Source organism: Pseudomonas sp. CP-1, from assembly GCF_021213715.1.
Taxonomy (GTDB): domain Bacteria; phylum Pseudomonadota; class Gammaproteobacteria; order Pseudomonadales; family Pseudomonadaceae; genus Pseudomonas; species Pseudomonas aeruginosa.
Window position 1 is genome coordinate 36,233 of record NZ_JAJQKY010000025.1, and the last position, 16,774, is coordinate 53,006.

16 protein-coding genes are annotated in these 16,774 nt (G+C 66.4%); 8 read left to right on the forward strand and 8 right to left on the reverse strand.

The window, feature by feature from the left end:
* Positions 1-37: 37 nt before the first annotated feature.
* Entirely contained in the window at positions 38-409 is a 372-nt protein-coding gene (locus tag LT948_RS29685; RefSeq protein ID WP_003096590.1) for a DUF4870 domain-containing protein, read from the forward strand.
* Positions 410-467: 58 nt separating this feature from the next.
* Here the strand turns inward: LT948_RS29685 and LT948_RS29690 are convergent, their stop codons facing one another.
* Positions 468-1,247 (reverse strand): exodeoxyribonuclease III, encoded by a 780-nt coding sequence (locus tag LT948_RS29690; protein ID WP_003098313.1) that lies wholly within the window; start codon positions 1,245-1,247, stop codon positions 468-470.
* Positions 1,248-1,327: 80 nt separating this feature from the next.
* On the opposite strand from LT948_RS29690, the gene pyrE reads away from it, so the two are divergent.
* Together pyrE and LT948_RS29700 are read left to right on the forward strand one after the other, a co-directional pair.
* On the forward strand, positions 1,328-1,969 hold the full coding sequence (gene pyrE / locus LT948_RS29695) for an orotate phosphoribosyltransferase (protein ID WP_003096586.1): 642 nt from the start codon (positions 1,328-1,330) through the stop codon (positions 1,967-1,969).
* Between the two features lie 20 nt (positions 1,970-1,989).
* Entirely contained in the window at positions 1,990-2,607 is a 618-nt protein-coding gene (locus LT948_RS29700) for a hypothetical protein (RefSeq protein ID WP_003136264.1), read from the forward strand.
* Here LT948_RS29700 and LT948_RS29705 read toward each other — a convergent pair.
* Positions 2,587-3,051, reverse strand: coding sequence for an acyl-CoA thioesterase (locus LT948_RS29705; protein WP_003096582.1), 465 nt, complete (start codon positions 3,049-3,051; stop codon positions 2,587-2,589). The genes LT948_RS29700 and LT948_RS29705 overlap by 21 nt on opposite strands.
* 173 nt (positions 3,052-3,224) lie before the next feature.
* Between LT948_RS29705 and LT948_RS29710 the strand changes: the two genes are divergently transcribed.
* The 3 genes from LT948_RS29710 to LT948_RS29720 all read left to right on the forward strand — a co-directional run bounded on the left by LT948_RS29710 (position 3,225) and on the right by LT948_RS29720 (position 6,311).
* Entirely contained in the window at positions 3,225-3,614 is a 390-nt protein-coding gene (locus LT948_RS29710) for a c-type cytochrome (RefSeq protein WP_003098306.1), read from the forward strand.
* A gap of 77 nt (positions 3,615-3,691) precedes the next feature.
* Positions 3,692-5,020 (forward strand): D-arabinono-1,4-lactone oxidase, encoded by a 1,329-nt coding sequence (locus LT948_RS29715; RefSeq protein WP_218816324.1) that lies wholly within the window; start codon positions 3,692-3,694, stop codon positions 5,018-5,020.
* An 82-nt stretch (positions 5,021-5,102) separates the two neighbouring features.
* Positions 5,103-6,311: a DSD1 family PLP-dependent enzyme gene (locus tag LT948_RS29720; protein ID WP_073657194.1), complete on the forward strand. Its 1,209-nt coding sequence runs from the start codon at positions 5,103-5,105 to the stop codon at positions 6,309-6,311.
* A gap of 70 nt (positions 6,312-6,381) precedes the next feature.
* Here LT948_RS29720 and LT948_RS29725 read toward each other — a convergent pair whose 3' ends face one another.
* The gene (locus tag LT948_RS29725; RefSeq protein ID WP_017001883.1) at positions 6,382-7,332 is read right to left on the reverse strand and encodes a SphA family protein; all 951 of its coding nucleotides are present in this window, start codon (positions 7,330-7,332) and stop codon (positions 6,382-6,384) included.
* Positions 7,333-7,557: 225 nt separating this feature from the next.
* Between LT948_RS29725 and sphR the strand changes: the two genes are divergently transcribed.
* On the forward strand, positions 7,558-8,628 hold the full coding sequence (sphR, locus tag LT948_RS29730) for an AraC family transcriptional regulator SphR (RefSeq protein WP_003096573.1): 1,071 nt from the start codon (positions 7,558-7,560) through the stop codon (positions 8,626-8,628).
* Between the two features lie 44 nt (positions 8,629-8,672).
* Here sphR and argB read toward each other — a convergent pair whose 3' ends face one another.
* Genes argB through coaBC form a run of 4 tightly spaced genes read right to left on the reverse strand, consistent with a single transcriptional unit; the run spans position 8,673 to position 13,915 of the window.
* On the reverse strand, positions 8,673-9,578 hold the full coding sequence (argB, locus tag LT948_RS29735) for an acetylglutamate kinase (protein ID WP_003096572.1): 906 nt from the start codon (positions 9,576-9,578) through the stop codon (positions 8,673-8,675).
* A gap of 16 nt (positions 9,579-9,594) precedes the next feature.
* Entirely contained in the window at positions 9,595-12,207 is a 2,613-nt protein-coding gene (locus LT948_RS29740) for a phosphomannomutase/phosphoglucomutase (RefSeq protein WP_033996186.1), read from the reverse strand.
* A gap of 36 nt (positions 12,208-12,243) precedes the next feature.
* On the reverse strand, positions 12,244-12,699 hold the full coding sequence (gene dut / locus LT948_RS29745) for a dUTP diphosphatase (RefSeq protein WP_003096567.1): 456 nt from the start codon (positions 12,697-12,699) through the stop codon (positions 12,244-12,246).
* A gap of 7 nt (positions 12,700-12,706) precedes the next feature.
* The gene (gene coaBC, locus LT948_RS29750) at positions 12,707-13,915 is read right to left on the reverse strand and encodes a bifunctional phosphopantothenoylcysteine decarboxylase/phosphopantothenate--cysteine ligase CoaBC (RefSeq protein WP_003098292.1); all 1,209 of its coding nucleotides are present in this window, start codon (positions 13,913-13,915) and stop codon (positions 12,707-12,709) included.
* Positions 13,916-14,054: 139 nt separating this feature from the next.
* Here coaBC and radC point away from each other — a divergent pair, with 139 nt between their 5' ends.
* Positions 14,055-14,729, forward strand: coding sequence for a RadC family protein (radC, locus tag LT948_RS29755; protein WP_003096559.1), 675 nt, complete (start codon positions 14,055-14,057; stop codon positions 14,727-14,729).
* Positions 14,730-14,991: 262 nt separating this feature from the next.
* Here radC and LT948_RS29760 read toward each other — a convergent pair whose 3' ends face one another.
* Positions 14,992-16,572 carry an ABC transporter substrate-binding protein gene (locus LT948_RS29760; RefSeq protein WP_003096557.1) on the reverse strand — a complete coding sequence of 527 codons (1,581 nt, stop codon included), beginning with the start codon at positions 16,570-16,572 and terminating at the stop codon, positions 14,992-14,994.
* Between the last annotated feature and the right edge of the window lie 202 nt (positions 16,573-16,774).

The window sequence follows — 16,774 nt, forward strand, 5'->3', positions numbered from 1 at the left end:
CGGCACTGCCTGCCGGGCCCCGGAGAAGGAGCGCTACATGAACGATGTATCCGAAGAGGTCGCCGCGACCCCCGGCCAGGAAGCCCGGCAATGGGCGATGTTCTGCCATTTCGCGGCATTCATCGGCCTGGTGTTTCCCTTCGGCAGCCTGCTCGGGCCGCTGATCGTCTGGCAACTCAAGCGCGAGAGCGATCCGTTCGTCGACGCCCAGGGCAAGGAAGCGCTGAACTTCCAGATCACCGTGGCGCTGGCGATGTTCGTCAGCTTCCTGCTGATGCTGGTGGTGATCGGCTTCTTCCTGCTCGGCCTGGTCTGCCTGGCGGCGCTGGTGTTGACCATCATCGCCGGCATCAAGGCCAACGAAGGCAAGGCCTATCGCTATCCGTTCTGCCTGCGGCTGATCAAGTAGGCCGCACGTGGAATAGAAAAGCCGGCGCATGCGCCGGCTTTTTCGTGTCTGACAGGGCTCAGATGCTCAATTGCCAGTCGTAGTCGACGATCAGCGGCGCATGCTGGGAGAAGCGCGGCTGGCGCGGCAGCTTGGCGTTGCGCACGAAGCGGCGCAGGCCGGGGGTCAGCACCTGGTAGTCGAAGCGCCAGCCGAGGTTGAGCATCTCGGCCTGTTCGCTGTCCGGCCACCAGCTGAACTGGTCGCCTTCGCGGCTGACTTCGCGCAGGGCGTCGGCATAGCCGAGGTTGCCGAACACTTCGTCCAGCCAGGCCCGTTCGGGCGCGAGGAAGCCCGGCATCTGCTGGCATTCGCGCCAGTTCTTCACGTCCATCTTCTGATGGGCGACGTACAGCGAGCCGCAGTAGATGTATTCGCGGCGCTTGCGACGCTGCTTGCTCAAGTAATGGGTGAAGTCGTCCATGAACTTGAATTTCTGGTTCAAGCTCTCGTCTCCGCTCTGCCCGGAAGGCAGCAGCAGGGTGGCGATACTCACCTTGTCGAAGTCGGCTTGCAGGTAGCGCCCGTAACGATCGGCCGTTTCGAAACCTAAGCCGCTGATCACAGCTTTGGGCTGCAAACGGCTGTAGAGTGCGACACCGCCCTGTTCGGGTAGCTCGGCATCGCAGGCATAAAGGAAGTAGCCGTCCAGTTGGAAGGACGGGTCATCCAGATCGAAGGCGGAGGCTCGGGTGTCCTGCAAGCAGATCACGTCGGCATTCTGTGCTTGCAGCCAACTGAGCAAACCGCGCTCGGCCGCAGCCTGAATACCATTCACGTTCACACTGATGATCCGCATAAATGGCCCCCAAAATCACGTGCGTGTATGATACCCGAGCTCAAACGGTTTAGCTAAATTCATGCGGCTTGGTGTCATTCATGCAGGCGTATCAGCGCGATTTCATTCGTTTCGCCATCGAGCGCGGGGTTCTGCGCTTCGGTGAGTTCACCCTCAAGTCCGGGCGCACCAGCCCCTATTTCTTCAATGCCGGCCTGTTCGACAGCGGCCTGGCTCTGGCCCGCCTGGGACGCTTCTACGCCGAGGCGGTGATCGACAGCGGAATCGACTTCGACGTCCTGTTCGGCCCGGCCTACAAGGGCATTCCCCTGGCCGCCACCACCGCGGTGGCCCTCGCCGAGCAGCACCAGCGCGACCTGCCCTGGTGCTTCAACCGCAAGGAAGCCAAGGACCACGGCGAAGGCGGCACGCTGGTCGGCGCGCCGCTGAGCGGCCGGGTGCTGATCATCGACGACGTGATCACCGCCGGCACCGCGATCCGCGAAGTGATGCAGATCATCGACGCCCAGGGCGCCAGGGCGGCGGGCGTGCTGATCGCGCTGAACCGCCAGGAGCGCGGCAAGGGCGAGCTGTCGGCGATCCAGGAGGTCGAGCGCGACTTCGGCATGCCGGTGGTGAGCATCGTTTCCCTGGAGCAGGTGCTGGAATATCTTGCCGAAGATGCTGAACTGAAGAAGCATCTGCCGGCGGTAGAGGCCTATCGCGCCCAATACGGTATCTGAACCTTTCACAAGGGACTGGCATGGTCGGACAGGATGTAATGCGTTGCCTGATGGCCCTGGGGCTGGTGCTCCAGGGGCTTTCCTTCGGCGCCCAGGCGGCGCCGGGCGGAGCGGTGGAGCTTTACCGCTACGTCAACGACAAGGGCGTGGTGGTGCTCGACCGCCAGGGTGTGCCGCCGCAGTACATCGGCAAGGGCTACCAGGTCCTCAACGACCAGGGCCGGGTGATCCGCACCGTACCGCCGGCGCCGACCGCCGAGGAGCTGCGGCAGCGCAAGGCGGCCCAGGCCCAGGCCAGTTCCGATGCGCAGTTGCTGCGCCTGTATTCCAGCCTCGAGGACGTCGACCGCGCTCGCGAACGGCGCCTGGCGGAACTGGACGGGCTGAGCAGCGTGGCGCGCGGCAACCTGCAGTCGCTCAAGCTGCAACAGGCCAACCTGCAAGGCCAGGCGGCCAACCAGGAGCGTGCCGGACGTCCGGTGGCGCAGGCGCTGGTGGACCAGCTGGACGATCTCAAGCAGGAGGAAAAGCGCCTGCAGGGTGAGATCGGGCGCTTCCAGAAGGCCCGCGAAGAGGCGGAAAGAACCTATGCCGCCGACCGCGCGCGGCTCTCCCAGCTACTCGGCGTGAGTCCCTGACTCCACTGGCGACTGTCGCTCGAACGCCCTGATCTTCTCGCGCAGCCAGTCCGGTACGGGCTGGCTCTGTCGCTCGTTCGCATCCGCATAGACGTAGACCAGCTCGCCGACGGTGAGCAGCTGCTCGTCGCGCCAGATGCCCAGCTCGAAAACCAGGCTGCTGCGCCCCAGCCGCGCCACGCGGGTGCCGATGTCCAGCCAGTCGTCGAAATGCGCCGGGGCGCGGTATTCCAGGGTGCTCTTCACCGCGAACAGGTCGCCTCCGCCGCGCAGCAGGTCGGCCGGGTAGGACATGCCGAGCTGGCGGTAGTACTCGGTGGTGGCGACGTCTAGATAGGTCAGGTAGTTGCCGTTGAAGACGATGCCCTGCGGATCGACCTCCGCCCAGCGAACCCGCAGGGAATGGAAGAAGGTGTAGTTCTGGCGCTGTGCTGCGCTGCTCATGCCGGCTCCTCGACGCTGCTGCAGACATCGACTCTAGACCGCCATCGCGCGGTGCGAAAGGGCTGGCCGCAGAACCCCCCGTCGCTGGCCCGCATTGCCCTCATCCTCGGGGCGTCGCGGCCTTAGTGTTGTTCGACGAGAACGCACGCCGTGCGCAACGAGAGAGGAACACCATGTCGTCCACGCTCCGCCCCGGACCGGGCAACTCGCGCCTTTGCCGCCCGGGGTTGCTGCTTGCCCTGGGCCTGATGCTGGTGGCCTGCGGAGAATCCACGGAGCCACCGGCGCGGGCCGCCGATTCCCAGCGTGTCCCTGCGGACCCTGCGTTGGCGCAGGTGTATTCCGCCAGTTGCAAGCTCTGTCACGCCAATCCCGCCTCCGGCGCGCCGCTGACCGGCGATGCCGCTGCCTGGGCGCCACGCCTGGCGCAGGGCATCGACACCCTGCTGGACCACAGCATCAACGGCTACAAGGGCATGCCGCCCATGGGCATGTGCATGCAGTGCTCGGAAGAGCAGTTCCGGGCTTTGATCGATTTCATGTCCGCAGCGCAGGACCGATAGGGGATACCGGCATGCCAAGTCATCTGTCGCGACGCCAGCTCCTGCAACGGGCGGGAGCGCTCGGTGCGTTCGCCGCCATGGTGGAAAACCCCGCGCTGGCGGAGTTGCTCCGCGCACCGCGCCTGATTCCCTGGCGCAACTGGTCCGGCGCGCAAAGCTGCCTGCCCCTGGCGCGGGAGGCACCGAAAGACCTCGACGAACTGGTCCGGATCATCCGCCAGGCGTCCGGCAGGATCCGCCCGGTGGGCTCCGGCCATTCGTTCAGCGCGTTGGTCCCGACCGACGGCACCCTGCTCTCACTCGCCTACTTCAGCGGCTTGCTCAGCCACGACAGCGCGACCCTCCAGGCCGAGTTCGGCGGCGGTACGCCGATGTCGCAGATGGGCGCTCCGCTCAAGGAGATCGGCCAGGCGCTGGTGAACATGGCCGACATCGATTACCAGACCCTGGCTGGCGCCATCGCTACTTCCACCCATGGCACCGGGGTCGGCTTCGGTTCCTATTCCGCTCAGGTTCGCGGTCTGCAACTGGTCACCGCGAGCGGCGAGGTGCTCGAGTGCGACGCCAAGCGCAACGTGGAGGTGTTCGATGCCGCGCGGGTCTCGCTGGGGGCGCTGGGCGTCGTGACCCGGGTGCGCCTGCAGAACCGCGCGGCCTACCGCCTGCGTGAACGGCAGTGGATCGCCCGGACCGAGGAATTGCTGGAGGACGTGGAGAAGAACACGCGCGAGAACCAGCACTGGGAGATGCTGGTGGTGACCCACTCCGACTACGCCCTGTCGATCGCCCTCAACGAGACCGACGAGCCGAAGACCCCGCCCCTGGACCCGGCGAAGGAAGGCGGCAACGAGTTCGTCGGCCTGATCGAAGGTCTCGACAAGTACCTCAGCGACTTCCCGGAGACCCGCCGTACCCTGCTCAACAGCCTGCGCCACTTCGCCCGCTTCGACGAGCGGGTCGACGATTCCTATGCGGTCTACGCCAACGTGCGCAACGTGCGCTTCAACGAGATGGAGTATTCGGTCCCCGCCGAGCATGGCCCCGCCTGCCTGCGGGAAATCCTCGCGCTGATCCGCGACAAGGACCTGCGCACCTGGTTTCCCATCGAGTACCGCTACGTGAAGGCCGACGACATTCCCCTGAGCATGTTCGAGGGCCGCGACAGTTGTTCCATTTCCGTGCATCAGCACTACAGCATGGACCACCACAACTTCTTCGCCGCGGTGGAACCGATCTTCTGGAAATACGCCGGGCGTCCGCACTGGGGCAAGCTGCATGGCCTCAACGCGCAACAGTTACAGGGGCTTTATCCGCGCTGGAAGGCGTTCGCCGAGGTGCGCCAGGCGCTGGATCCCCGCGGGCGGTTCCTCAATGCGCACCTCTCTTCCATCCTGGGCGTGACCTGAAAGGAGCGACGCCGTGAATCGACGCAAGTTCATGTTCGCCGGCCTCGGGGCCGGCTTGCTGCTGGCGGGAACTGCCGCCTGGATGCGTCCCGCCGACCGTGGCGGGCCGTACGACGACTATTTCCGCACGCTGAACCGCGAACTCAAGGCCAATGGCCCGATGTGCCCGGTGCTGCTCATCGACCTCGATCGCCTGGACCACAACATCGATGTGGTGATGCGTTCGGTCCGCCGCGGCGGCAAGCATCTGCGGCTGGTGGAGAAGTCGCTGCCCTCGCCCGGCCTGCTGGCGTACATCGCCAGGCGCGCCGGCACCCGGCGGCTGATGTCCTTCCACCAACCGTTCCTCAACCACGACGCAGTCGCTTTTCCGGATGCCGACATCCTCCTCGGCAAGCCGTTGCCGGTGCGTTCGGCGGAACTGTTCTACCGCGAGCACAAGGGCGCGTTCGACCCGGCGCGGCAGTTGCAATGGCTGATCGATACGCCGCAGCGCTTGCGTCAGTACCTGGCGCTGGCCCAGGGGCTGGGGACCCGGATGCGCGTCAACATCGAACTGGACGTCGGCCTGCATCGCGGCGGGGTGGCCGACCAGGCCGCGCTGGGTGAATTGCTGGCGCTGATCGCGGCGCATCCGCAGCACCTGGAGTTCGCCGGCTTCATGGGCTACGACCCCTTCGTCGGAATGGGTGTGCCGGGCATCCTCGGTTCGCCCGAGGAGCTGTTCGCCAAGGTCATGGCGCTCTACCAGGGACATGTCGACTTCGCCCGCCAGCGCTTCGCCGCGCTGTGGACACCACAGCTGACCCTGAATACCGCCGGCAGCCCCAGCTATCGCATGCACGAGAAGGAAACGCTGAGCAGCGAGGTCTCGGTGGGCACCGCCATGCTCAAGCCGAGCCACTACGACCTGGCGTCCCTGGCCGAGCATGTGCCGGCCGTCTACATCGCCACGCCGGTACTCAAGAGCACCGGCGCGGTGCAGATCCCGGCGCTGGACGGCAAGTCCCGGCTGTTTTCCTGGTGGGACCCCAACCAGCGCGGCACCTTCTTCATCTACGGCGGCAACTGGATGGCCGACTTCGCCTCGCCCGAGGGACTGCGCAGCAACGGCATCTACGGGCGCAGCTCGAACCAGGAAATGGTCAACGGCTCGCCTTCGGTGGGCCTGGAGGTGGACGACCAGGTCTTCCTGCGGCCGACCCAGAGCGAGTCGGTGCTGCTGCAATTCGGCGACCTGCTGGCGCTGCGCGGCGGGCGGATCGTCGAGCGCTGGCCGGTTTACGCCTAGGACGCCTGGCGCTTTTCCTAGTCGATGGCGGCAGCCCGCGGATACCGGGCTGCCGCTTCGTTCCGATGCCTCAGAGTTCGAACGGAATGGTCAGCTTGGCCCAGAGCATGTCGCCTTCGGGGCGGTTCTCCACGTCGAATTCCTTGGCCCAGCGGATCTCCGCGCTGGCGTACTTGAGGAAGGTCAGGTGCACGGCCGGGCCGATGGCGAAGACCTGGCCGCGTACGCCGTCGTCGACTTCCTCGCCGAAACCGAACACCCGTACGGTCTCGCCGTTCTGTTTGTCGTCGGTGGTCTGCTTGAGGTAGTAGCCGTTCAGGCCGAGGCGCAGGTTGTCGGTCACCCGATAGCTGGCGGAATAGTCGAAATGGAAGATCTGCCCCGAGCGATAGTCGGTGTCGTGGTTTTCCATGTTGAAGCTGTAGGTGGCCTTCAGCGACAGCTCGGTGCGTTCGGTGGGCAGCCAGGTGAAGGAGAACAGCGGCTTGTAGGTGTAGAAGTTGTTGCTGGTGTTGGCCAGCCGCTCGGCATCGTACTTGCCGGTGGGCACGGTGACCTCCACGGCGGCGGCCAGGGTCAGGTCCTTGCCCATGTCCCAGAGGATGATTGGCGCGAAGGTGGTGTCGCCCATGCTTTCCCGTTCGTCGCTCAGGCCGAACGCGGCCACCCGTTGGCGGAGATAGGGCTGGGCGATGTAGCCGCCCAGGCGCCCGCCGAAGATCCGCAGCGGGCTCAGGTAGTCCAGGCGAGGGATGATCGCATCCGAGCTGATCTTCACGTCGGACACCTTGCCGCCGAAGGAGCTGATGTTCAGCTTCCTGGCTTCGTAGTGGTTGTAGTAGACGTTGAAGGCGAACATGTGGTCCGGGAGGTTGTCGACGTCCAGTGGCAGGGTGAAGAAACCGTCGGTTCCTGGACCTATGTTGTCCACGCCGCCTTCGCTGGCATGGGTGCAGCAGCTGAAGGCGAGGGTGACGCAGGCGGCCAGGCGCAGGGGCCTGCGGGGGTGGGTCGGATTCATGGGCGGGCTCTTATTATTGTTTGGCGTGGCTCGGGGTACGGCATAGGAATAAGCCCTATCGACAGGCCGAGGCAGGGCATTGACGGTCAGCGAGGGGGGGATTTGCGGACACCGTGCAATGCTTTGTTACATCTGTGCGGAACGCTATATGATGGGACGCTCATCCCATGTCGCGATCCACCGCCAGAACAAGAACGAAGCCGAGACCGGCTCAGGATTTCGCCCATGCACAACAATGCCGCCGATGCGCGCTACGAACTCGCCCAGGTATCCACCTTCCTGCTGCAGACGCTGGCCGAGGTGGTCGAAGGCCATGGCGTCGATCCCGCGCGGCTGTGCCGGGGCCTGGGCTTCACCGTCGAAGACCTGCAGGACCCTACCCAGCGCATCTCCTACCGCCAGGCCGTGAGCATGATCCAGCGTGCCCTCCAGGCCCTGCCGGAGCGGGGGCTGGGGCTGTGGGTCGGACACCAGAACGTGCTCGGCACCCTTGGCCTGCTGGGCCATGTGCTGTCGCTGTGCCGGACCCTGCGCGACGCGTTCGACATCGGCGTGCGCTACCAGCACAGCTCGGGCGGGATCGTCACCTCCAGCGTCTACCAGCAGGGCGAAACCTTCTTCGTCGAGGTCGAATGCCACCTGCCCAGCAGTGAGGTGCAGGTGTTTGCCATCGAGGAGTTCTTCGCCAGCCTGCTGGTGTATGGGCGTGCCCTGGTCAGCCCGGCGTTCGAACCGCTGGGCATCGAACTCATCCATGCCGCTCCGCCCTACGCGGGCGAGTACCTGCGCCTGCTGGGGCCCCAGGTACGCTTCGGCTGCCTGCACAACCGCATGGCGATCGCCAGCCACTGGCTGGACATGCGCCTGCCCAACCACAACCTGCCGGCGTTACGCCAGGCGCTGGCCCTGCTGGAGCAGGAAAGCACCCAGGTGCACCGGAAACTCGACCTGGTCCAGGCGGTGGAACGGGCCATCGCCCGCGACCTCAGCCTGGGCAGCCAGATCGAAAGGATTTCCGCCGAACTGAACATGAGCAGCCGCACCCTGCGGCGCCGGCTGGCCGAACACGGGCTGACCTTCGAGGCGTTGCTGGAACAGGTGCGACGAGGGCGGGCGATGAGCCTGCTGGGCAACCCCGGGATGTCCATCGAACGCATCACCGAGGAAGTGGGATACCGTGACATCCGCAGTTTCAGGCGCGCGTTCAAGCGCTGGACGGGAGTGAGCCCGGCGACCTTCCGCAGCGAGGGTGCGAGCCCGCTGGAGCAGGCCTTCGCGCTGGCCGCGCGACGCTAAGGGAGAACCGCCATGGCGCGCCGGAGCGCGCCATGGCCGGGCGATCAGTGACGCTTGCGGTTGCTGATCAGGGTGCCGACGCCGCTGTCGGTGAAGATTTCCAGCAGCACGGCATTCGGCACCCGGCCATCGATGATGTGCGCGCTGGTCACGCCGCCCTGTACCGCTTCCAGGGCGCAGCGGATCTTCGGCAGCATGCCGCCGTAGATGGTGCCGTCGGCGATCAGCTCGTTGACCTGTTCGGTGGACAGCCCGGTCAGCACCTGGCCCTGCTTGTCCATCAGGCCGGCGATGTTGGTCAGCAGCATCAGTTTCTCGGCCTTCAGCGCTTCCGCCACCTTGCCGGCCACCAGGTCGGCGTTGATGTTGTAGGACTCGCCGTTGCTGCCCACGCCGATCGGCGCGATCACCGGAATGAAGTCGCCCTTGACCAGCATGTTCAGCAGTCCGACGTTGACCCCGGTGACTTCGCCCACATGGCCGATGTCGATGATCTCCGGCTTGGTCATCTCCGGGGTCTGGCGGGTCACGGTGAGCTTCTTCGCGCGGATCAGCTCGGCGTCCTTGCCGGTCAGGCCGATGGCGCTGCCGCCGTGGCGGTTGATCAGATTGACGATGTCCTTGTTCACCTGGCCGCCGAGGACCATCTCCACCACGTCCATGGTCGCCGCGTCGGTGACGCGCATGCCGTCGATGAAGTGGCTCTCGATCGACAGGCGCTTGAGCAGGTCGCCGATCTGCGGGCCGCCGCCATGCACCACCACCGGGTTGATGCCGACCGCTTTCATCAGCACCACGTCGCGGGCGAAGCCGGCCTTCAGCTCCTCGCTCTCCATGGCGTTGCCGCCGTACTTGATCACCAGCGTCTTGCCGACGAAGCGGCGGATGTAGGGCAGGGCCTCGGAAAGGACCTTGGCAACCTGGGCGGCGTCATCGCGACTCAGGGTCATGGGGAGCTCCGACATGTCAGAAGGGCACGGGCAGCGAGGAATCCACTGCCTTCAGTTGGTTACGGAAGACGGTCTTGATGCGCTCCAGCTCTTCCTCGGTGTCCGCTTCGAAGCGCAGGACCAGCACGGGAGTGGTGTTGGAGGCGCGTACCAGGCCCCAGCCTTTGGGGTAGTCGACCCGCACGCCGTCGAGGGTGGTGATGTTGCCTTCGCCCCATTGGGCGTCGCGTTGCAGCGCCTCGATGATGGCGAACTTGCTGTCCTCGGTGACGGTGATGTTGATTTCCGGGGTGGAAATGTCACTCGGGAAGGCCGAGAACACGTGCTCGCTGTCACGCTGGTCCTGGCTGAGGATTTCCAGCAGGCGGGCGGCGCTGTAGATGCCATCGTCGAAGCCGAACCAGCGCTCCTTGAAGAACACGTGGCCGCTCATCTCGCCGGCCAGCAGGGCGCCGGTTTCCTTCATCTTCCTCTTGATCAGCGAGTGGCCGGTCTTCCACATCACCGGACGGCCGCCGTAGCCGCTGATCAGGGCGATCAGGCGGCGGGTGCACTTGACGTCGAAGATGATGTCGGCCCCCGGGTTGCGCGAGACCACGTCCTTGGCGAACAGCATCAGCAGACGGTCCGGATAGATGATGGTACCGGTATTGGTGACCACGCCGACGCGATCGCCGTCGCCGTCGAAGGCCAGGCCCAGGTCGGCGTTCTCGGCCTTGACCTTGGCGATCAGATCCTTCAGGTTCTCCGGCTTGCCCGGGTCCGGATGGTGGTTCGGGAAGTTGCCGTCGACCTCGCAGTACAGCGGGATCACGCTGCAGCCCAGGGCCTCGATCAGCTGCGGGGCGATCACCCCGGCCACGCCGTTGCCGCAGTCGACCACCACCTTCATCGGCTTGGCCATGGCGATGTCGTCGCGGATCTGCTTGAAGTAGCGCGGCAGGATGTCGACCTGCTCTACGCTGCCGACGCCGGATGCCAGGTCGTTTTTCTCGATGCGCTCGCGCAGGGCCTGGATCTGCTCGTTGGCCAGGGTCTCGCCGGCGACCACGATCTTGAAGCCGTTGTAGTCCGGCGGGTTGTGGCTGCCGGTCAGCATCACCCCGGACTTGCCCTCGAGCACGTTGGCCGCGTAGTACAGCACCGGGGTAGGCACCATGCCCACGTCGCTGACCTGGCAACCGCAGTCCACCAGGCCCTGGATCAGCTGCTTGACCAGTTCGGGACCGGACAGGCGGCCATCGCGGCCGACAGCGACGCACGGTTCGCCGCGGGCGAGACTTTCCGAGCCGATGGCGCGACCGATCCAGTAGGCGGTCTCGGCGGTGAGGGTATCGCCTACCACGCCGCGGATGTCGTAGGCGCGGAAGATGCTGGCGGGCAGCGTCGGTGCTTTTGCAGTGCTCATGATGGGGGTTTGCTCCAATCCCAGGAGGTCCTGGTCTTCATCGAGAATGTCGATATCCAGAATGTCGGTGTTCTGGAACAACGGATCTGCCAATGCCGGCTCCTCGCGAGGAGGCGCTTTCGCCACCGCCACCGCCACCGGCGCCACCGGCGCTGCCTTGGCAGGGCTGGGCGCGCTGGTCGGCTCCGGCTTGCGCCGCGGCTGGCGGGCCAATGCCTGGATCAGCGGGGCGAAGCCCGGCAGGCTAGGCACAGGGGGTTTGGCAGTGCGTTGCCCGCCGAGTTCCTGAAGATACTGACCGAGGGTCAGGACATCCTGGTGCAGGCGGCGCAACAGCGACGAACGGGTGAGGTAGGCGCCGAGGATGCCGCCGAGCAGCGCCAGCAGCGCCGCGAGTGCCAGCAGCAGCGGCGAGGCCTGGGTCGAGGCGACGCTGCCGGGCGTGTAGTTCAGTTTCCAGTTCGGATTGCCGCTGTCCAGCGCTTGCGCACCCTTGCCCGGCGCCGGCGTACCGCGTTGCAGCAGCACCTGGGCCGGTGCGCCGGAGAACTGCTGGACCAGTTGCACCTGGCCGGCATCGCCCGGCAAGGGCGGCAGGGCGCGCAGCAGCCGTTGCAGGTCGACCGCCAGCAGCAGCGTGCCTTGCAGGCTCTGGTCGGCGCCGCGCACCGGCGCGGCGCTGTACAGCAGCCAGCGCTGGCCGACCTTGTAGGCTTCGGCGACGACGTTCTGGCCACTTTCCACCCGGTGCAGGATATCCAGGGCGGCGAAGCTGACCGGGCCGGGGCTGTCGTTGTCCTGGGTGGCCTGACCGGGCGCGTTCAGGTGGGCATCGACCACGCCGTCCCAGGCCAGCAGGCTGCGCTGGGCGGCCTCGATGCGGGCGGCGTCGCCGCTTTGCAGGGCTTCGAGGGCGAGGGGGCTGGCCGCGGCGGTGCGGGTGTCGGCGGCGAGTTGCTGCAAGGCCTGGCGCAAGGCGCCGGCCTGGCCTTCGGCCCAGGCCGCGTCCAACTGGCGCTGCTGTGCCTCACCGGCGCCGCCGAAGACGCCGAACCAGAGCAGGGCGCCGGCGGCCGCCACGCCCAGCAGGCTGGCGCCTATGCCGGGCAGCAGGTCCTTGCCGTCAGCGCGTTCGGACGCTGCCTTGCGCGGCTTCTTTTCCGGTTCGAGCAGGTCGCCCAACTCGTTCCCATCCTTGGCGGTGCGCTGGAAAAGCTTCATGCCGCGTCTCCTCGGCGTCTCGTCCTGTGTTCGGGGTCAGTGGCTGCCGGAATGGCCGAAGCCGCCGGCGCCGCGCTGGCTTTCGTCGAACTGCTCGACCAGCTCGAAATGCGCCTGCACCACCGGCACCAGTACCAACTGCGCGATGCGCTCGCCGACGGCGATGGTGAACGGCGACTCGCCGCGGTTCCAGCAGGACACCATCAGCTCGCCCTGGTAGTCCGAGTCGATCAGGCCGACCAGGTTGCCCAGCACGATGCCGTGCTTGTGGCCCAGACCGGAGCGCGGCAGGACCAGGGCGGCGAGGCCGGGATCGGCGATGTAGATGGACAGGCCGGTGGGAATCAGCAGGGTCTGGCCCGGGCCGAGGACGGTGTCTTCCTTGAGCATGGCGCGCAGGTCGAGGCCGGCCGAGCCCGGCGTGGCGTACTGCGGGAGCGGGAAGTCGGAGCCCAGGCGGGGGTCGAGGATCTTGGCTTGGAGAGAGTGCATCAGTAACTCATTGCTGGTTGAGGCGGTCGGCGATGAAGGCGATCAGCTGGCGAGCGATCTTGCCCTTGCTGGTCTGGGCGAAGGTGCTCGGATGCAGGTCGCGGTCGATCACCGTGATCGCGTTCTCGTCGCTGTTGAAGCCGATCGAGGGGTTGGCCACGTCGTTGGCGACGATCAGGTCGAGGTTCTTGTCCTTCAGCTTGCGTGCAGCATAGTCCAGCAGGTTTTCGGTTTCTGCGGCGAAGCCCACGCTGAAGGGACGATCCTCGCGCTGTGCGAGGGTGGCGAGAATGTCGGGATTGCGCACCAGCTGCAAGAGCAAGCCCTCGCCGCTGGTAGGGTCTTTCTTCAGTTTGTGCGCGGCGACCACTTCCGGGCGGTAGTCGGCGACCGCCGCGGAGGCGATCAGCAGGTCGCAGGGCATTGCCGCCTCGCAGGCGGCCAGCATGTCGCGGGCGCTGACCACGTCGACGCGCTGCACCCGGTCGGGCGTCGGCAGGTGCACCGGGCCGGTGACCAGGGTCACCCGTGCGCCGGCTTCCACCGCCGCCTCGGCGAGGGCGAAGCCCATCTTTCCGGAACTGTGGTTGGTGATGTAGCGCACCGGATCGATGTTTTCCTGGGTCGGGCCGGCGGTGATCAGCACATGCACGCCGGTCAGCGCCTGGCGCTGGAAGCAGTCGGCGGCGCGCTGCGCCAGTTCCTCGGCTTCGAGCATGCGCCCGAGGCCGACGTCGCCGCAGGCCTGGCTGCCCGCTGCCGGACCGAACAGGTGGAAGCCGCGCTGGCGCAGCAGCTCGGCGTTGGCCTGGGTCGCGGTGTCGCGCCACATGGCCTGGTTCATCGCCGGTGCCAGGGCGATTTGCGCGTCGGTGGCCAGCACCAGGGTGGTCAGCAGGTCGTTGGCCACGCCCTGGACCAGGCGCGCCATGAGGTCGGCGGTGGCCGGTGCGATCAGCACCAGATCGGCCCAGCGGGCCAGTTCGATGTGGCCCATCGCGGCTTCCGCCGCCGGGTCCAGCAGATCGGTGTGCACCGGATGGCCGGACAACGCCTGGAGGGTCAGGGGCGTGATGAACTCGCGGCCGCCCTGGGTCATCACCACTCGGACTTCAGCGCCCTGGTCGCGCAGGCGGCGGACCAGTTCGGCGCTCTTGTAGGCGGCAATGCCGCCGCCCACGCCGAGGACGATGCGTTTCCGATAGAGCCGCTGCATAGGCTTGCCTTAATAAGGAAATGGATGACATGCGCTTCGGCAAACGCGCCTCCCCAGGTCGTCTGCCGCGCAAAAAGGATGGGCTAAGATAGCACAGCGTCCGCACGGGAACAGCGGGCGGGCTCGATGGGGAAAGCGAATGAGCATCCGCGATTGGCCCGAAGCCGAACGGCCTCGGGAGAAGCTTCTGGAGCAGGGCGCGGCGGCCCTTTCCGATGCCGAGCTGTTGGCGATCTTCCTGCGCACGGGAGTGACCGGTTGCAGTGCGGTCGAGCTGTCGCGGCGGCTGTTGAGCGAGTTCGGCGGGCTGCGTGCCCTGCTCGAGGCGGACCTCGCCTCGTTCTGCGGCCATCTCGGGCTCGGCGTGGCCAAGTATGCGCAATTGCAGGCCGTGCTGGAGATGGGCCGGCGCCACCTGGCCGAGCGCCTGCGTCGCGATTCGATACTGGAGAGCCCGCAGGCGGTGCGCGACTATCTCAAGGCGCGCCTGCGCCACGAGCAGCACGAGGTGTTCGCCTGCCTGTTCCTCGACACGAGGCACCGGGTCCTGGCGTTCGAGGTGCTGTTCCAGGGCAGCATCGATGGCGCCAGCGTCTACCCGCGCCAGGTGGTCAAGCGCACCCTGGCGCACAACGCGGCGGCGCTGATCCTGACCCATAACCACCCTTCCGGCGACGCCCGTCCGAGTCTCGCCGACCGCCAGCTCACTGCGCGCCTCAAGGAAGCCCTGGCGCTCATCGACGTGCGGGTGCTCGACCACTTCATCATCGGCGACGGCGAGCCGCTGTCGCTGGCCGAATACGGTTGGCTGTGAGCGTTCGACGAAGGGCTCAGCCCAGGCGCCGCTCGATGCCCGCCAGCAAGCGCCGGCGGATCAGTCCGCTGACCGGGCGGATCGCCAACCAGTAGGGGGTGAAGCGCAGGCGGCTGGCGCGATCGGGGCAGAACACCCGGGTTTCCGTGTGCAGCAGGGTAGCGCCGGCGCGTCGATCAGCCGCTGATGGCGCTCGCTGAACTGCCAATGCGGCAGGTAGAGACGGTCGAGATCCATCGCTGGGTTCTCCCGGGCGTGGCCTTCAGCGTTTCACGGCGACCCGCGAGAAATCCTGGCGACCGAACGGATTGACCTGGTAGCCCTGCACCTCCTGGCGGGTCAGGGCGAAGGCGGTCGGGTGGGCCAGGGGCAGCCAGAGCGCCTGTTCGTGGATCAGTTTCTGCGCCTGGTGGTACAGGCCGGTGCGTTGTTCCTGGCTGCTGGCGGCCTTGCCGTCGGCAATCAGCTTGTCCAGGCCGGGGTCGCAATAGCGCGCGAAGTTGAGCCCCGACTTGACGCTGGCGCAGCTGAATTGCGGAGTGAGGAAGTTGTCCGGATCGCCGTTGTCGCCGGCCCAACCCATGAACAGCAGGTCGTGTTCGCCGTTCTTGGCGCGACGGATCAACTCGCCCCATTCGATGACGCGGATGTTGGCCTTGATCCCGGCCTCCGCCAGGTCGGCCTGGAGCAGTTGGGCGCCGAGGCTCGGGTTGGGGTTGAGCAGGCTGCCGGACGGGCGGGTCCAGATGTTCAGCTCGGGAAGCTGCTTGCCAGCCAGCAGCTTGCGCGCCTGTTCGGGGTCGTGCGGGTAGGCGGGAATATCCCTGGCATAGCTCCAGGTGTTTGGCGGATAGATGCCGGTGGCGGCACTGGCGCTGCCTTCGAATACCGCCTGCAGGTAGCTGGTGCGGTCGAAGGCCAGGTTGATCGCCTGGCGCACCTTGGGATCGTCCAGCGGCGGATGCTGGGTATTGAGGGCGACGAAGGCGGTCATGAAGGCCGGCGTCTGCTCGACCTTCAGGCTGGCGTCCTTGCGCGCGCTCTCCACGTCCAGCGGCTTCGGCGACAGGGCGATCTGGCATTCGCCGCGGCGCAACTTCTGCAGGCGCACGTTGGCGTCCGGGGTAATGGCGAAGATCAGCGCGTCGACCGCCGGCTTGCCGGCGAAGTACTCGGGGTTGGCGGCGTAGCGCACCACCGCGTCCTTCTGGAAGCGCTTGAACACGAACGGCCCGCTGCCGATCGGCGCGGTGTTGAGCTTTTCCGGGGTTCCGGCCTTCATCAACTGGTCGGCGTACTCCGCCGAATAGATGGAGGCGAAGCCCATGCTCAGCATCGGCAGGAAGGTCGCGTCGGGGTGGTCGAGAACGATCAGCACCTGGTGGTCGCCGCTTTTCTCCACCCGCTTGATCAGCTCCGGCAGTTGCATCGACTGGGCGTGCGGGAAGCCGTTCTGCGCCACCTTGTGCCAGGGATTGGCCGGATCGAGCATGCGCTGGAAGCTGAACACCACGTCGTCGGCGTCGAGCGTACGGCTCGGCTTGAAGTAGGCGGTGCTGTGGAAGTGCACGCCCTGGCGCAGGTCGAAGCGATAGCTCAGGCCGTCGTCGGACACCGACCAGCGCTCGGCCAGCGAGGGCACCACCGTCCCCTTGCCGGCGTCGAACTCGACCAGGCGATTCATCAGCACATCGGCCGAGGCGTTGGTGGTGGTCAGCGAGTTGTACTGGACCACGTCGAAGCCCTCGGGGCTGGCCTCGGTACACACACTCAAGGTGGCAGCGGCGGCGGGCTGGGCGAGCAGCAGAGGGGCGAGGAACAGGGAGAAAGCGGCGAGGCGCATGACGGGCTCCATTCGAACGGTTAACATGCCCATCCGCAGCGGTTGGGCGCAGTCATGCAAGGCCGTTGGCGACCTTGAATCGCTACCCTAGACCATGCGGCGGGCAGCGACAACGAGGCAAGGCGACGAACGGCCACGGTGCGAAGCCCGCAGCGAGGCGGGCCGCGGCTGCGCCATGGGCCTTCGCCCTTGCGGCGCGGGG

Excerpts from the sequence above, each read along its gene's own strand:
- radC (WP_003096559.1), top strand. The coding sequence starts at position 14,055 with ATGAGCATCCGCGATTGGCCCGAAGCCGAACGGCCTCGGGAGAAGCTT.
- LT948_RS29720 (WP_073657194.1), top strand. The coding sequence starts at position 5,103 with ATGCGTCCCGCCGACCGTGGCGGGCCGTACGACGACTATTTCCGCACG.
- LT948_RS29690 (WP_003098313.1), bottom strand. The coding sequence starts at position 1,247 with ATGCGGATCATCAGTGTGAACGTGAATGGTATTCAGGCTGCGGCCGAG.
- LT948_RS29705 (WP_003096582.1), bottom strand. The coding sequence starts at position 3,051 with ATGAGCAGCGCAGCACAGCGCCAGAACTACACCTTCTTCCATTCCCTG.
- LT948_RS29760 (WP_003096557.1), bottom strand. The coding sequence starts at position 16,572 with ATGCGCCTCGCCGCTTTCTCCCTGTTCCTCGCCCCTCTGCTGCTCGCC.
- LT948_RS29685 (WP_003096590.1), top strand. The coding sequence starts at position 38 with ATGAACGATGTATCCGAAGAGGTCGCCGCGACCCCCGGCCAGGAAGCC.
- sphR (WP_003096573.1), top strand. The coding sequence starts at position 7,558 with ATGCACAACAATGCCGCCGATGCGCGCTACGAACTCGCCCAGGTATCC.
- dut (WP_003096567.1), bottom strand. The coding sequence starts at position 12,699 with ATGCACTCTCTCCAAGCCAAGATCCTCGACCCCCGCCTGGGCTCCGAC.
- LT948_RS29715 (WP_218816324.1), top strand. The coding sequence starts at position 3,692 with ATGGTGGAAAACCCCGCGCTGGCGGAGTTGCTCCGCGCACCGCGCCTG.
- pyrE (WP_003096586.1), top strand. The coding sequence starts at position 1,328 with ATGCAGGCGTATCAGCGCGATTTCATTCGTTTCGCCATCGAGCGCGGG.
- LT948_RS29725 (WP_017001883.1), bottom strand. The coding sequence starts at position 7,332 with ATGAATCCGACCCACCCCCGCAGGCCCCTGCGCCTGGCCGCCTGCGTC.
- coaBC (WP_003098292.1), bottom strand. The coding sequence starts at position 13,915 with ATGCAGCGGCTCTATCGGAAACGCATCGTCCTCGGCGTGGGCGGCGGC.
- LT948_RS29710 (WP_003098306.1), top strand. The coding sequence starts at position 3,225 with ATGTCGTCCACGCTCCGCCCCGGACCGGGCAACTCGCGCCTTTGCCGC.
- LT948_RS29700 (WP_003136264.1), top strand. The coding sequence starts at position 1,990 with ATGGTCGGACAGGATGTAATGCGTTGCCTGATGGCCCTGGGGCTGGTG.
- argB (WP_003096572.1), bottom strand. The coding sequence starts at position 9,578 with ATGACCCTGAGTCGCGATGACGCCGCCCAGGTTGCCAAGGTCCTTTCC.
- LT948_RS29740 (WP_033996186.1), bottom strand. The coding sequence starts at position 12,207 with ATGAAGCTTTTCCAGCGCACCGCCAAGGATGGGAACGAGTTGGGCGAC.